This window comes from Leclercia adecarboxylata (genome assembly GCF_006171285.1).
Taxonomy (GTDB): Bacteria; Pseudomonadota; Gammaproteobacteria; order Enterobacterales; family Enterobacteriaceae; genus Enterobacter; species Enterobacter barmai.
This window is the reverse complement of the sequence record NZ_CP040889.1, coordinates 853,820-867,676: the sequence shown is the minus strand read 5'-3', so window position 1 is coordinate 867,676 and position 13,857 is coordinate 853,820. Positions and strand designations below refer to the sequence as shown.

The following is a 13,857-nucleotide window of genomic DNA, read 5'->3' as shown; positions in this document are numbered from 1 at the left end:
CTCCTTATTACATCAATGAGGTCTTGTTATGGGTTTACGCTGTGCGTTAACTGAACTGGAAGTCCGTTGCCGTTATCGCACTCACCGTGGTGTTCATTAAGGTGATCCGCTCCCCGCTGGCGAAGTTCAGGACCGTCGACGTACCGCTGGCCGTTACCGAGATGCTGTTCAGGTAATTGCCCGCCGTCAGGCCTCTTCCTGCCAGGTTAATGAAGTCCTGGCCCCCTGCGGCGTTGCTGTCGAAGTCGGTAATCACGTCCTGCCCGAAGCTGGCGCCGAAGGCAAAGACGTCGTTGCCGCCGTTACCGGTCAGGGTGTCGTTCCCGCCTCCACCGTTGATCCGGTCTACGCCGGTGCCGCCGGTGATGGTGTTCGCCTGGGCGTTACCGGTGGCGTTGAAGCCGCCGATGCCGGTAAAGGAGAGCACTTCCACGTTTTCCGCCAGGGTGTAGGTCGTCAGGGTGGTTCTCACGGCATCGTTGCCGCCGTTTGCCCCCTCAACGACCGTATCGCCCGCGTTGTCCACGGTGTAGGTGTCGTTCCCCAGACCGCCGGTCATGGCGTCGGCACCCTGGCCGCCGTCAATGCCGTCGTTACCGTTGCCGCCAATCAGGGTGTCGTTACCGGCCAGGCCGAACAGCGTGTCGTCGCCATCCATCCCGTTCAGGGTGTCGTTCCCTCTGCCGCCCGTCATGGTGTTAGCCAGTGCGTTACCGGTGCCGTTGAAGTTGCCTGTCCCGGTGTAGGTCAGGTTTTCCAGGTTATTGCCCATCACGTAGCTGGCGGCGGTCACGTTGACGCTGTCGGTCCCTTCGTTGACGCCCTCGATAATCACGTCACCCGCATCATCCACGTAGTAGGTGTCGTTCCCGACGCCGCCGGTCATCTGGTCGGCACCCGCGCCGCCGTCCAGGGCGTCGTTGCCGGTGCCGCCAATCAGCACGTCGTCGCCCGCCAGCCCGAACAGGGTGTCGTTGCCCGCGCCGCCGTCGATGTAGTCGCTGCCCGCGGTACCGAACAGGGTGTTCGCGCCGTTGGTGCCGACCAGCATGTTGCCGACCGCCTGGGTTGGGGCGGAGGTGAGGGTGACGGACGGGTTGCCTTCATCGTCGGTGACGGTGACGATCACCCGCAGCCGCTGCTCCACCATCGCCTGGGTTGGGGTGTAGGTGGCGGCCGTTGCCCCGGCAATGTTGACGAAGCCCAGACCGAGACTCACCTGCCACTGGTAGCGGAAGTTGTTGCCGTTGGTCAGGCCGTCGCCATCGGTAATGCCCGACACGTCAGCCGTCAGGGCCAGGGTGCGGGTTGGGGTCAGGTCGCTGATCACCGGCACGCCCTGGGTCGGTTGATCGCGAGGGCCTACTGCGCTTGTCACCGCCGATACCAGGGATTCCGCATCGCCCATCCGGTCGGTGAAGCTGGCGGTGACCCGCAGCTGCCGTCCGGCCAGACCGTTGCCCACCCGGAACTCGGTGCCGGTGGCCTGGTCGCGCCACTCTCCGTTAATCAGCGCCTGCCAGGTGTAGGTGATGGGGAGGTTGTCCGCCAGACCGTTGGCATCCAGCAGGTCCACGGTGTTGACGCGCAGCAGATCGCCCACGCCCGGCGCCTGGCTGCTGATGTTGACGTTACCGGTGGCTTTTTCCGCGGCCACTTTCAGCTTCACGCCATCGCCAAACTCCAGCTGCTCGATATTGAGCAGGCGGTCGGTGCCGTCACCCAGCGGCAGGTTGGCTGAAACGGTGGCATGGTTGACCGTCAGGCTGCCGTCGACGTTGCGGGTAAAGTTGTAGTTACCGTTCACGTCGCGGTAGAGCGCCACGTCGGTTTCGCCCTTGTTGCCGTCATAGAGGATCTCACGCACGATGTGCAGCTGGCCCGGATTAAGGGTGCCATTCAGCATCTCGGCTTTGAGCTCGTTCATGCTGTCGACGCTTTTAATCACTTTGGTCGGATCCAGTTTGTCTCTGACTTCGATCCGCACGTTCAGCCAGGCGTCGCCATCGATGATGTCATCACCCGCTTTACCCATGATGCGGTCGCTGCCGCCGCCGCCAAGCAGGATGTCCGCCCCGTTGTCCGGGTTCAGCACCACGCCATCCACGGCCCCGTTGATGAGAGTGCTGCCGACCACCTTATCCAGCCCGTTGATGCGGGCGACACCTTCCAGGGTGAGGTTGTTGGAGAGCGGGGTGCCCTGCACCGGCGCGGTACCCACAGGCTGGTCGGTGCCGGTGAGCACGTCGTCAAACTTCCAGCCGGAGAGGCCTTCCACCAGGTCGAAGCGATCGCGCAGGATAAACTCCTGCTGGTTAACGAAGATCGGGATGCCAAGGTCAGAGTTGGCCCCCACCACGTCGCCCTTGTGGATCGCCCAGTCAAAGCCCGCCATACCGTTGTTACGCTGGATGCCAGCGCCCTGCACCATGATGTCGTCGCCCGCTTCGCCGTCGTAGTCGGTGTCGTTGCCCTGACCGTTCAGCACGTCGTGGCCGACGATGGTGCTGTTAAAGAACAGCTCGGAGTTTTCGCCCGTCAGGGAGTCAAAGCCGTCGCCGCCTTCGATCCAGTCATCGCCTTCGTTGCCCAGCAGCGCGTCGCCGCCGGAGCCGCCGAGGATGAAGTCATTATCCAGCCCGCCGAACACCTCCTGCGCGTCTTCGCCGACGACAATAAAGTCCTGACCGCTGCCGCCGAAGCTCAGGTCGTTACCGTTGCCGGAGAAGATGACGTCGTTCCCGGCATCGCCGTGCAGGAAGTCAGCGCCGCCCACCGGTGTCCCGGTGTCGGTGATGATGTCGTCCCCGTCGCCGCCGTGAACGGTATCGGCTTCGTCGCCGCCGTCGAGACGGTCGTTGCCGCCGTCACCCCACAGGCTGTCGATGCCCAGGCCGCCGATTAAGGTGTCGTTCCCGGCCGAGCCGCCGAGCACCACATGGCCGGGACCGGAGTATTTGAGGTAGGCCCCGTCCGCTTTGCCGTCGCCGTCAACATCCGCCCCGGCCGCTTTACGTATCACCAGCGGGGTGAGCAGATCCTTGAGCGCGTTACCCCATTTTGGATCGGCGCCGAGCTGCACTCCGGTGTTCACCTCCAGGACATGGTCCGGGGTCATGAACAGTTTTGCATGGACGTGGGACGAGCCTTCGTCGCCGAGGTCGCTGTTACGCATCACCAGCGCGGCAAACGAGTTGGCCTCCAGCTGGTTGAGCATGTTCAGCCCCTGAGTACGGCTCAGGTAGTAGAAGCGGTCGCCGTCCTGCAGCATCTCCATCTGCGTCTCAAAGACGAAGTTGAAGGTGGAGCCGAGCATGCCGCCGAACTCCATTTTCCGTTCCGCCAGGCCGCCAATCCAGAAGTCGACCATGTTCAGGCCGGACTCTTTGGTCGCCCACGCCCCGGTGCTGTTGAAGAAATCAAAGGCATCGGCGCGGGTGGCGTCATCGGCCGGGCCAAACAGCAGGAACTCAACCGCAGCCCGTTTTTCGGCGATGGTCGTGGCATTGAGGATCAGCTGATGCTGGCCGTAGGCGGCCATAAAGTTGAGGATCGAGGCGGTGTTTTTCAGGTTCGCGGCGAAATCTGCCCAGCTCTCATAGGGTTTCAGCTCGCTGTTGCCGGTGAGGGTGAAGAACTGTTCCCGGGCCTGGTTGAGGGTCGGCATGAAGGTGTCGCGGCCGCGGGCGATGTTAAGTGCCCCCAGATCCAGCGGCAGGCCGACCAGGTTGTTACGCAGCGCCCCGGTCAGGAACTCGTCGATCTCGTTCCCCACCTGACGGGTCATGCCGCGCACGATGGCCCCGATGGCCGCCTGATTATCCAGCGATCCGTTGTTATCGAAGGCCAGCGGATTGAGGAAGGCCTGGATCAGCCCGAGGTCGTCGCTCTGCATGTCAAAGGTGGTGCGATCCACGGTCTCGGTGAGCATCGAGTGGCCGAAGCGGTACACCACGTGGGCGAACTCCGCGAAGATCGCCGGGTTGATGTCGGCGGTGTTCGAGAAGACGAACGGGTCGACCGCCGGCTGGACGGTACGGGCGAACTCTTCGAAGACCAGGTGCTGGTATTCCATCTCGGTGGTGAAGCGACCGGCCTGGAACAGGTATTCGCCGTTCCACACCAGGGTGCTGGTATCCGCCGGGATCTCGGTGATCTGATGGTTTGGCATCAGCCACTGGTTGATCACGCTGATATCGCCTGACCCGAGAATAGTGGCTTTGTACTGCTCCACCAGGCGGTTATGTTCGTCGTGGAACACCGAGTGGACGGCGGTCAGGCCGATGTTCTCGTTGCCGCGACCGTCGCCGGTGATGAAGTGGCGATCGAGCAGCTCGTTATCGTAGGTGCCCGCTTCCGGTGCGCCGCCGATCACATCATTGGTATCGGCCAGCAGATTGCCGTTGGCGTCCAGTTTTGGCACCGCGGTATGGGCAATATCATCGAGGAAGGCGTGGCCGGTACGCAGCGTGTCCGGCGGCAGGCGTCCGCCGTCGGCCTCCACCAGCCCGTGAGCGGTAACGATCTGCACCTTGCCGCTGGCGCTGAGCATCAGGTTGCCGTAGCGGTCGGTAGCCAGCAGCGGCACGTTGAAGATATCCGCATCGGTCAGCTGAATGCCGAGGAACTGCAGGGCATGCGCTTTGACTTCACCCCAGGTAGCCATCCCGTGTACGCCATCCAGCAGATGACCGGTTGGCTCCGGTTTGCCATCGATGAAGGTGTATTCGCGCAGGAAGATCTGGTGCGACGGATGGGAGGTGTAGGTCTGGTTCTGGTCGATCCACGGGGTGGTGGTGTTCACGGTGTTGTGGGTGGCGTCCACCTTCGCCCGGGTGAGGAGCATGAAGTTGGTCGGGGAGCCGGGGACATACAGCGGATCGTCAGGCATCAGCGGGATAAACACGATCCCGTTGCCCTCTTTGGGGATCAGATCCAGACCGTGGTCGAAGAACTGGCCGAAGAAGGTCATCCAGCCGTTAAAGGCCGGAGAGAGGCCAACGTCCGGGGAGAGGTTAGGGATCGACAGGCTGCCGTTCTCGCTGGTGCCGCCGCCGGGGGCGTCTTTCAGCCCTTCCGCCGCCTCGACCGCCGCCGGGTTACTGGCGGTCTGGTCGGAGATAATATTACTGATGGTGCGCGGGTCGGAGTCCGTCACCATGCTGTTCGGGCCGGAGGCGGTCAGGTATTTAGCCAGCTCGGGGTCGTTTTTAATCGCCTCCAGATCCAGCGGCACCAGCCTTGGCATATTCTGGTCGGCTGAGCCGTACATCTCCTGGCCGGGGATCAGGTTGTTCCAGGAGCCGTCGACGGTACGTATGCCGTAGGGGAGAAGCGGGTCGCCCACCGCATCACGCAGCGCGTCGCCGTCGATCGTCCCGTCGGCTTTGGTGGCCGATTCGGAGATCTTGATCTGCTTCAGAATAAATTCGAGGTCATGCAGCGTGACAGTAAAATCATATTGTTCGGCCATAAATAATTACCTCAAGCTTGGATCGCTATCATCATTCGTTTTCGCTGTTTAAAAATTGTGCGAAAAGAATGCGCCGGGTCGTACGGGATTGATTTTTATGTTTGCGATGGCATTAATGTGCTCCGTGTTAAGTCGTTAATGACAATACGCTTTCGCCCAATATTTCTGGGTGGTCGGGAAAGAATTTTGGGTAAGTTTATTTATCCCTCCCGCGGAGAGATAAATAAAATCACTAACGGACTCGGCGCTTAGAATATGCAGAGATATTCAAAGGGTTAGGGTCACAGAGATGACAATGTTTTAGCGTGGCTTAACGGATGTGTAAAAGTGTTATCACATGTTACAGTCCCGCTATGGAGATAACTATGGAATGTCTTTATCTTCCGACAATAATACTTTTTTATGAGCGCCTGAAAGTTTGTTTATTATTTTTCTACCCCGTTGTTGCCGTTGTTAAATTTATTTAAGAGGCAGCGCAGGGGCATTTACATTGCTTCGCCTGCTTATTAAAAAAGCTGTCATGCCCGGCGCGACAACGGGCGTGCGAGTGCGCACCGTTGAAACCGGTTGCGCGGAGTTGTACATCTTTATTCTTGCTGTCTATATTTCAGAAATTCTTTTTTTATTCGGCTTTAAAAAACCTGGGGCTATTTAGCGTGCAAATTTATTTTAAATTTTTCGGTTGGGAAACAATATTACTCTGCGAAGTAATATTTGAACGCCTGGTCAAGTTTAATAATCTTTAAATGGCGAGGGCGATATTTAAAAAGAGTAATATCTGCAATTGAGAATTATTCCGATATTATACCATTGGCAATATTCCCGGGCCCAGCGCTATATAAGTCGATGTCTGCACTACAGTTATCCCCGCCGCCTGCGTAACCCATAACACCTGGCACAAACGCCTGTGGTATGATAAAGAACTCCTTAACTCAACTTCTTACGATGTAACGTCTATGACTCTTTCCAGCGAAAAACAGACAGAAATCTCCTCTGAGACCATTGGGCGCACCTTGCGTCGCCGCCCGCTGGCGCGCAAAAAATTGTCCGAGATGGTGGAAGAAGAGCTGGAGCAGATGATCCGCCGCCGCGAGTTCGCCGAAGGGGAGCAGCTGCCTTCCGAACGCGAACTGATGGCCTTTTTCAACGTCGGGCGGCCTTCGGTGCGCGAAGCGCTGGCGGCGTTAAAGCGTAAAGGGCTGGTGCAGATCCAGAACGGCGAGCGCGCCCGTATTTCGCGTCCGTCTGCGGATACCATCATCAGCGAACTCTCCGGTATGGCGAAAGATTTTCTCGCCCATCCGGGCGGGATTGCCCATTTTGAGCAGCTGCGCCTGTTCTTTGAATCCAGCCTGGTGCGCCACGCCGCCCAGCATGCCAGCGATGAACAGATTGCCCTGCTGGAAAAAGCGCTGGAGCTGAACAGCCAGTCGCTGGATGACAATGCCCTGTTTATCCGCTCCGACGTGGAGTTTCACCGCGTGCTGGCGGAGATCCCCAACAACCCTATTTTTATGTCGATCCACGTGGCGCTGATCGACTGGCTGATCGCCGCCCGTCCTGCCGTACCTGAGCAGGCGCTGCACGAGCACAATAACACCAGCTATCAACAACATATCGCCATCTTTAACGCCATCCGCAGCCGCGATCCCGATGCCGCTGAACAGGCGTTACAGGCCCACCTCACCAGCGTTTTTGCCACCTGGCACGCCTTCGAGCAGGGCAAAAAGCGCCGTAAATAACCTCGATCGTTTAGTGAAGTAGATCGCGTTCCGCGCATTTCGATCGCGCTGTTTTTAATCTGTCTGGTATAACAGGTATAAAGGTCTACCGTTAAAACGTCATCACAACACATTCGAGGTATCTATGTCCGTCACGCTTAAAGGGGTTATGCCCGCGCTTCTTACCCCCTTCGATCGCCAGCAGAAGCTGGATACGCAAAGCCTGCGCCAGCTGGTACGGTTCAACATCGCTCAGGGGATAGACGGCCTGTATGTCGGGGGCTCCACCGGTGAAGCCTTTGTGCAGAACAGTGCCGAACGTCAGGAAGTGCTGGAGATTGTCGCCGAAGAGGCCAAAGGCAAAGTGACCCTGATTGCCCATGTCGGCACCGTCAGCACCCATGAGAGCCAGCAGCTGGCCCAGGTCGCCAGCCGTTTTGGCTATGACGCCGTCTCTGCCGTCACGCCGTTCTACTATCCGTTCAGCTTTGAAGAGCATTGCGATCACTACCGGGGAATTATTGATTCGGCGGATGGATTGCCGATGGTGGTGTACAACATTCCGGCCCTGAGCGGGGTCAAGCTCTCGCTCGATCAGATCAACACCCTGGTGACCCTGCCGGGCGTCGGCGCGCTGAAGCAGACTTCCGGCGATCTTTTCCAGATGGAGCAGATCCGCCGGGCGCATCCGGATCTGGTGCTGTACAACGGTTACGATGAGATCTTCGCCTCCGGCCTGCTTGCGGGCGCGGATGGCGGGATCGGCAGCACCTATAACATCATGGGCTGGCGCTATCAGGGGATCGTTAAAGCGCTGAAGGAGGGGGATATCGCCACCGCCAGCGCGCTGCAGACAAAATGTAACGAGGTCATCGACCTGCTGATCAAAGTGGGCGTGTTCCGTGGCCTGAAAACGGTGCTGCACTATATGGACGTGATTGATGTTCCGCTGTGCCGCAAGCCGTTTTCCCCTGTGGATGAGAAGTACCTGCCTGAGCTGCGGGCGTTAGCGCAGCTGCTCCAGCAGGAACAAGAACAACAATAAGACAACGCCGGATGCCGGGCATACCCGGCATCACTGAAGCTGTATCCTACAAAACAGCGTATGGGTTTACCCATTGCGGAGACTGACATGAATACAATGACACAAAATGTCCCGTGGTATCGTTGCCTTAACCGTCAGCAGTGGCGCGCGTTTTCTGCCGCCTGGGTCGGTTATGTTCTTGATGGTTTTGATTTTGTCCTCATCGCCCTTGTTTTAACCGATATAAAAACCGAATTCGGCCTGACCACCCTGCACGCCGCAAGTCTGATCTCCGCCGCCTTTATCTCCCGCTGGTTCGGCGGCCTGGTACTGGGCGCGATGGGGGATCGCTACGGTCGTCGTCTGGCGATGGTCAGCAGCATTGTTCTCTTTTCCGTCGGGACGCTGGCCTGCGGTCTGGCCCAGGGCTACACCACCATGTTTATCGCCCGGCTGGTGATCGGCATGGGGATGGCGGGGGAGTATGGCTCCAGCGCCACCTACGTGATCGAAAGCTGGCCCAAACACCTGCGTAATAAAGCCAGCGGTTTCCTGATCTCGGGCTTCTCCGTGGGCGCGGTAGTGGCGGCGCAGGTTTACAGCCTGGTGGTGCCGGAGTGGGGCTGGCGGGCGCTGTTCTTCATCGGCATTCTGCCAATCGTGTTTGCCCTCTGGCTGCGAAAAAATATCCCGGAGGCGGAAGACTGGAAAGAGAAGCAGCAGAGCAATACGCCGGTGAAAACCATGGTGGATATTCTCTATCGCGGCGAACACCGGTTTATCAACATCGCCATGACCCTGGTGGCCGCCGTTTCGCTGTGGTTCTGCTTCGCAGGCCAGCTGGAGAGCGCCGCGATTGTGGCCATTCTCGGTCTGCTGTGCGCGGGGATCTTCATCAGTTTTATGGTGCAAAGCAGCGGCAAGCGCTGGCCGACCGGCGTCACCCTGATGGTGGTGGTGCTGTTTGCCTTCTTATACTCCTGGCCGATTCAGGCCCTGCTGCCGACGTATCTGAAAACCGATCTGGCTTACGACCCCGCAACCGTTGCCCAGGTGCTGTTCTTCAGCGGCTTTGGCGCGGCGGCTGGCTGCTGCGCCGGGGGGTTCCTTGGCGACTGGCTGGGCACGCGCAAGGCCTATGTCTGTAGCCTGCTGGCCTCCCAGCTGCTGATCGTTCCGGTCTTCACCATTGGCGGCAGCAGCGTCTGGGTGCTGGGCCTGCTGCTCTTCTTCCAGCAGATGCTTGGCCAGGGTATCTCCGGGATCCTGCCTAAACTGATCGGTGGCTACTTTGATACCGAACAGCGCGCGGCGGGGCTCGGGTTTACCTATAACGTCGGCGCGCTCGGCGGCGCACTGGCCCCGGTTCTGGGGGCGTTTATCGCCCAGCGTCTGGATCTGGGCACCGCGCTCTGCTCGCTGTCGTTTGGCCTGACGTTCGTCGTCATCCTGCTGATTGGCTTTGATATGCCGTCCCGCGTTCAACGCTGGCTGCATCCTGAAGCCCTGCGTACCCACGATGCCATCGACGGTAAACCGTTCAGCGGCGCCATTATCGCTGGCGACAAAGCCAGCCAGCTCGCCAGACACAAAGGCTGAATTTTTAACGGAGGAGTTATGTCGTTCCTTGATGAACTGGATGCAAACGTTAAGGCCCGGGGCGGGCTGATCGTCTCGTGTCAGCCGGTACCCAACAGCCCGCTGGATAAGCCGGAGATTGTGGCGGCGATGGCGCTGGCGGCAGAGCAGGCGGGTGCCGTGGGGCTGCGCATCGAAGGGATTGAAAACCTGCGGGCGGTACGCGCAGTGGTGAGCGTGCCGGTTATCGGCATCGTGAAGCGCGATCTGCCCGACACCCCGGTGCGCATTACGCCGTGGCTGGAGGATGTGGATGCGCTGGCCGAGGCGGGGGCCAGCATCATTGCCTTTGACGGTACGCAGCGCCCGCGCCCTGTACCGGTTGAGGCCCTGCTGGCGCGCATTCGCCACCATCAGCTGATCGCCATGGCAGACTGCTCCTCAGAGCAGGACGGGCTGTATTGCCGCCAGTTGGGGGTTGAGCTGATTGGCACTACGCTTTCGGGCTACACCTCAGACGTCACCCCCGTCGAGCCGGATCTGGCGCTGGTTTCTACCCTGAGTCAGGCCGGTTGCCGGGTGGTGGCCGAAGGGCGCTACAACTCACCGGAGCTGGCGGCGCAGGCCATTGAGCACGGGGCATGGGCCGTGACGGTCGGCTCTGCCATCACCCGGCTGGAGCATATCTGCCAGTGGTATCGCGATGCCCTGCAGGGAGCAACAAAATGATTACGCTGGCGATGGATATCGGCGGGACCAAACTCGCCGCGGCGCTGGTGGACAGCGAGCTGAAGATTATTGAGCGCCGGGAGATCCCCACTCCCGCCAGCAAAACGCCGGATGCGCTGGAAGCGGCGATGAGTGAACTGGTGACGCCGCTTTACCCGCGGGCGCAGCACTTCGCTGTCGCCTCGACCGGGATTATTCAGGAGGGCGTGCTCACCTCGATTAACCCGGCAAACCTCGGCGGGCTGTCGCATTTCCCGCTGGTGAAATATCTGTCGGCTCTGACCGGGCTTCCCGGCGTAGCCCTGAACGATGCCCAGGCCGCGGCGCTGGCGGAGTATCAGCACATGCCGCACGCCGTCCGCGATATGGTGTTTATCACCGTGTCGACCGGCGTGGGGGGCGGGGTTGTCCATAACGGCAAACTGGTGACCGGCTCCGGCGGGCTGACCGGGCACTGCGGCCACACCCTGGCCGACCCGAACGGGCCGCGCTGCGGCTGCGGGCGGATCGGCTGCGTGGAAGCCATCGCCTCGGGCCGGGGCATCGCCGCGGCGGCAGAAGGAGAGCTTTGCGGGCTGGATGCGAAAGCCATTTTTGCCCATGCCGCAGAGGGGCATGCCCAGGCGGTGGCGCTGATTGCGCGCTCTGCCCGCACGCTGGCGCGGTTAATTGCCGATCTGAAAGCCCTGACCGACTGCCAGCGGGTGGTGATTGGCGGCAGTATTGGCCTCGCCGACGGCTATCTGTCGCAGGTGCAGCACTACCTGGCGCAGGAGCCAGGCGTTTATCAGACCGAACTCTGTTCAGCCCGCCATCGCGGCGACGCGGGGCTGCTGGGCGCGGCATTGTGGGCAAAAGGAGCGTGGCAATGATTTTGGGGGATATCAACCGCATGCAGGCTGCCGGTCTGTCGGCGGTGTTCTGTCAGGCGATCGACCAGGTGCTGAGCGCGGGGCTGTCGCAGCTGGCACCGGGCAGCTATCCGCTGCAGGGTGAAGAGATGTGGGTGAATGTGATGCAGTTTGCGACCCAGCGCGCAGAGGAAAAACGCGCGGAGCTGCACCGCGCGTATATCGATATTCAGATCCTGCTGGAGGGGGAAGAGCACATCTATTTCGGCCTGGCGGGAAGCGCCCGGGACTGTGATGAGTGGCACGAGGAGGAGGACTATCAGCTCTGCGACCGCATTGAACATCAGCAGTCCGTAACGTTGAAGCCGGGGATGTTTGCCATTTTTATGCCGGGCGAACCCCATAAGCCGGGCTGTTTTACCACTCACCCCGGGACGGTCAAAAAAGCGGTGATCAAATTACATCATCGTGCGCTGACTGACCTTCACAGCACGCTTTAACCGCCTCATACAATAATCTGACCCCCGCAGACAGCTGTTTGCGGTGCGGACAGATCATATTCAGCGGCACGCTTTCCCCCTCATACCCCTTCATCAAGATCTGCAGCCGACCGGCGCGGAGATCTTCTGCGACGTCCAGCCTGGATTTATAGGCCACGCCCGCCCCGGAGACCGCCAGGCGACGGATGACCTCGGCATCATCGCTCATCATGGTGCCGCTGACGCTCACGCTGTGGGTTTCGCCGTCGCGGAAAAAGGTCCAGCGATCGTGAAGGCGACCGCGCAGGACAAAGGTAAGGGCGTTGACCCGGCTTAACTCATCGGGGTGCGAGGGCTCACCGTGGCGGGCGACCCACTCCGGAGAGGCCACCAGCACGCGGCGGTTATCCGGCGCGACCGGGAGCGAAATGTACGATGCATCTTCCGGCGTGCCGTAGCGAAAGGCGATATCAACCGGATCTTTAAACACGTCGGCCACCTGGTCGGAGAAAAAGATGCGCAGCCGCAATGCCGGGTAGCGCTGGTCAAACGCCTGAAACACCGGGAGCAGAAGATGGCGGCCCAGATCCGACGGGACGGCAATCTGCAGCGTGCCGGAGATCTCCTCTTCGGGCGCGCGTATTTTTTGCATTCCGGCGTACATCGCATCCAGCATCTGGCGCGCGTAGGGAAGCCAGGCTTCGCCCTCCGGCGTCAGGCGCAGGCTGCGGGTGGAGCGCGCAAAGAGCCGGATGCCGAGAGACGACTCCAGCCGTTTGATGGCGGAGCTGACCTGCGCCGGCTGGACGCCCGCTTCACGCGCCGCATCGCTGAAGCTGCTCAGCGCCGAGACCCGCACGAACAGTAACAAATCTTCAAGCCGAAACATTTTCATCTCCCGAGTATAAGTCTTGTCTCCGCGAGGCTATTTTTCCCGTCACAGCTTCGCTTTACCATCAAATTATTGCGACTCACACGATAAAACGCCGGAGAGATTATGAAAGCCATTGCCATTACCCGTTCCGCCCCTGACAACATCGCCTACCTGCAGGATATCGAAGTGCCGCAGCCGGTGGCGACAGGTCACGATCTGCTGATTGAAGTAAAAGCTATCTCCGTTAACCCGGTGGATACCAAGGTCCGCGCCGGGTTTAGCGGCGATACCCCACGGGTGCTCGGCTGGGATGCGGTAGGGGTTGTTGCCGCGGTGGGCGAAGCGGTGACGCTTTTCGCCCCGGGGGATGAAGTCTGGTACGCCGGGGCGCTGGGACGGCCGGGCAGCAACAGCGAGTTCCAGCTGGTGGACGAGCGTATTGTGGCCCTGAAGCCCAAAACCCTGGATAACGCTGCTGCCGCGGCGATGCCGTTAACCGCCATCACCGCGTGGGAAATGCTCTTCGATCGCCTGGGCGTTCAGGAGCAGGGTAACGAAGGCGATACCCTGCTGATCGTCGGTGCCGCAGGCGGGGTGGGTTCGATCCTGGTCCAGCTGGCGCGTAAGCTGACGAAAATGACCGTCGTAGGTACGGCGTCACGTCCCGAAAGCCAGAAATGGGTGCAGGAGGCGGGGGCGCATCATGTTATCGATCACAGCAAACCGCTGTCGGAAGCCCTCGCCGCCGCAGGAATCAAAGAGGTGACCCACGTCGCCAGCCTTAACCACACCGCGACGCACTACGCGGAGATCATTAAGGCCCTGGCACCGCAGGGGAAACTGGCGCTGATTGACGATCCCGAGACGCTGGACGCCCGCCCGCTGAAGGCAAAAAGCATCTCCCTGCACTGGGAGTTTATGTTCACCCGGTCTATGTTTGAGACCGCCGATATGGTTGCGCAGCACCAACTGCTGACCCGGGTTGCCGGGCTGATTGACGATAAAATTATCACCACGACGCTGGGTGAACACTACGGGGCGATTTCGGCGGAAAATCTGCAGAAAGCCCATGCTCAGTTAGAGACCGGGCGTGCGGTCGGGAAGATTGTGCTGGAAGGGTTCTGACGC

General features: G+C 60.1%; 10 protein-coding genes. 8 read left to right on the top strand and 2 right to left on the bottom strand.

The window, feature by feature from the left end; genetic code table 11:
- Positions 1–46: 46 nt before the first annotated feature.
- The gene (locus FHN83_RS05960) at positions 47–5,473 is read right to left on the bottom strand and encodes a peroxidase family protein (protein WP_139563462.1); all 5,427 of its coding nucleotides are present in this window, start codon (positions 5,471–5,473) and stop codon (positions 47–49) included.
- A gap of 490 nt (positions 5,474–5,963) precedes the next feature.
- Between FHN83_RS05960 and FHN83_RS28160 the strand changes: the two genes are divergently transcribed.
- The 7 genes from FHN83_RS28160 to nanQ all read left to right on the top strand — a co-directional run bounded on the left by FHN83_RS28160 (position 5,964) and on the right by nanQ (position 11,876).
- Positions 5,964–6,128 (top strand): hypothetical protein, encoded by a 165-nt coding sequence (locus FHN83_RS28160; protein ID WP_176556474.1) that lies wholly within the window; start codon positions 5,964–5,966, stop codon positions 6,126–6,128.
- 301 nt (positions 6,129–6,429) lie between these two features.
- Positions 6,430–7,215, top strand: coding sequence for a transcriptional regulator NanR (gene nanR, locus FHN83_RS05955; protein ID WP_138371028.1), 786 nt, complete (start codon positions 6,430–6,432; stop codon positions 7,213–7,215).
- A 124-nt stretch (positions 7,216–7,339) separates the two neighbouring features.
- Positions 7,340–8,239 carry an N-acetylneuraminate lyase gene (gene nanA, locus FHN83_RS05950; RefSeq protein WP_139563461.1) on the top strand — a complete coding sequence of 300 codons (900 nt, stop codon included), beginning with the start codon at positions 7,340–7,342 and terminating at the stop codon, positions 8,237–8,239.
- 87 nt (positions 8,240–8,326) lie between these two features.
- Entirely contained in the window at positions 8,327–9,817 is a 1,491-nt protein-coding gene (locus FHN83_RS05945; RefSeq protein WP_139563460.1) for an MFS transporter, read from the top strand.
- Positions 9,818–9,835: 18 nt separating this feature from the next.
- The gene (locus FHN83_RS05940; RefSeq protein ID WP_139563459.1) at positions 9,836–10,525 is read left to right on the top strand and encodes an N-acetylmannosamine-6-phosphate 2-epimerase; all 690 of its coding nucleotides are present in this window, start codon (positions 9,836–9,838) and stop codon (positions 10,523–10,525) included.
- Entirely contained in the window at positions 10,522–11,397 is an 876-nt protein-coding gene (nanK, locus tag FHN83_RS05935; RefSeq protein WP_139563458.1) for an N-acetylmannosamine kinase, read from the top strand. The genes FHN83_RS05940 and nanK overlap by 4 nt, the downstream gene beginning before the upstream one ends.
- Positions 11,394–11,876 carry an N-acetylneuraminate anomerase gene (gene nanQ, locus FHN83_RS05930; RefSeq protein ID WP_139563457.1) on the top strand — a complete coding sequence of 161 codons (483 nt, stop codon included), beginning with the start codon at positions 11,394–11,396 and terminating at the stop codon, positions 11,874–11,876. Before nanK ends, nanQ begins: the two co-directional genes overlap by 4 nt.
- Here nanQ and FHN83_RS05925 read toward each other — a convergent pair.
- Positions 11,830–12,744, bottom strand: coding sequence for a LysR family transcriptional regulator (locus FHN83_RS05925; protein ID WP_139563456.1), 915 nt, complete (start codon positions 12,742–12,744; stop codon positions 11,830–11,832). The genes nanQ and FHN83_RS05925 overlap by 47 nt on opposite strands.
- Positions 12,745–12,852: 108 nt before the next feature.
- Between FHN83_RS05925 and FHN83_RS05920 the strand changes: the two genes are divergently transcribed.
- A complete protein-coding gene (locus tag FHN83_RS05920) occupies positions 12,853–13,854 on the top strand; it encodes a zinc-binding alcohol dehydrogenase family protein (protein ID WP_139563455.1) in 1,002 nt (333 codons plus the stop codon).
- The last annotated feature ends 3 nt before the right edge of the window (positions 13,855–13,857 follow it).

Coding starts and splice junctions, on each gene's coding strand:
- FHN83_RS05940 (WP_139563459.1), top strand. CDS start 9,836: ATGTCGTTCCTTGATGAACTGGATGCAAACGTTAAGGCCCGGGGCGGG.
- nanQ (WP_139563457.1), top strand. CDS start 11,394: ATGATTTTGGGGGATATCAACCGCATGCAGGCTGCCGGTCTGTCGGCG.
- nanR (WP_138371028.1), top strand. CDS start 6,430: ATGACTCTTTCCAGCGAAAAACAGACAGAAATCTCCTCTGAGACCATT.
- FHN83_RS05925 (WP_139563456.1), bottom strand. CDS start 12,744: ATGTTTCGGCTTGAAGATTTGTTACTGTTCGTGCGGGTCTCGGCGCTG.
- nanK (WP_139563458.1), top strand. CDS start 10,522: ATGATTACGCTGGCGATGGATATCGGCGGGACCAAACTCGCCGCGGCG.
- FHN83_RS05960 (WP_139563462.1), bottom strand. CDS start 5,473: ATGGCCGAACAATATGATTTTACTGTCACGCTGCATGACCTCGAATTT.
- nanA (WP_139563461.1), top strand. CDS start 7,340: ATGTCCGTCACGCTTAAAGGGGTTATGCCCGCGCTTCTTACCCCCTTC.
- FHN83_RS05920 (WP_139563455.1), top strand. CDS start 12,853: ATGAAAGCCATTGCCATTACCCGTTCCGCCCCTGACAACATCGCCTAC.
- FHN83_RS05945 (WP_139563460.1), top strand. CDS start 8,327: ATGAATACAATGACACAAAATGTCCCGTGGTATCGTTGCCTTAACCGT.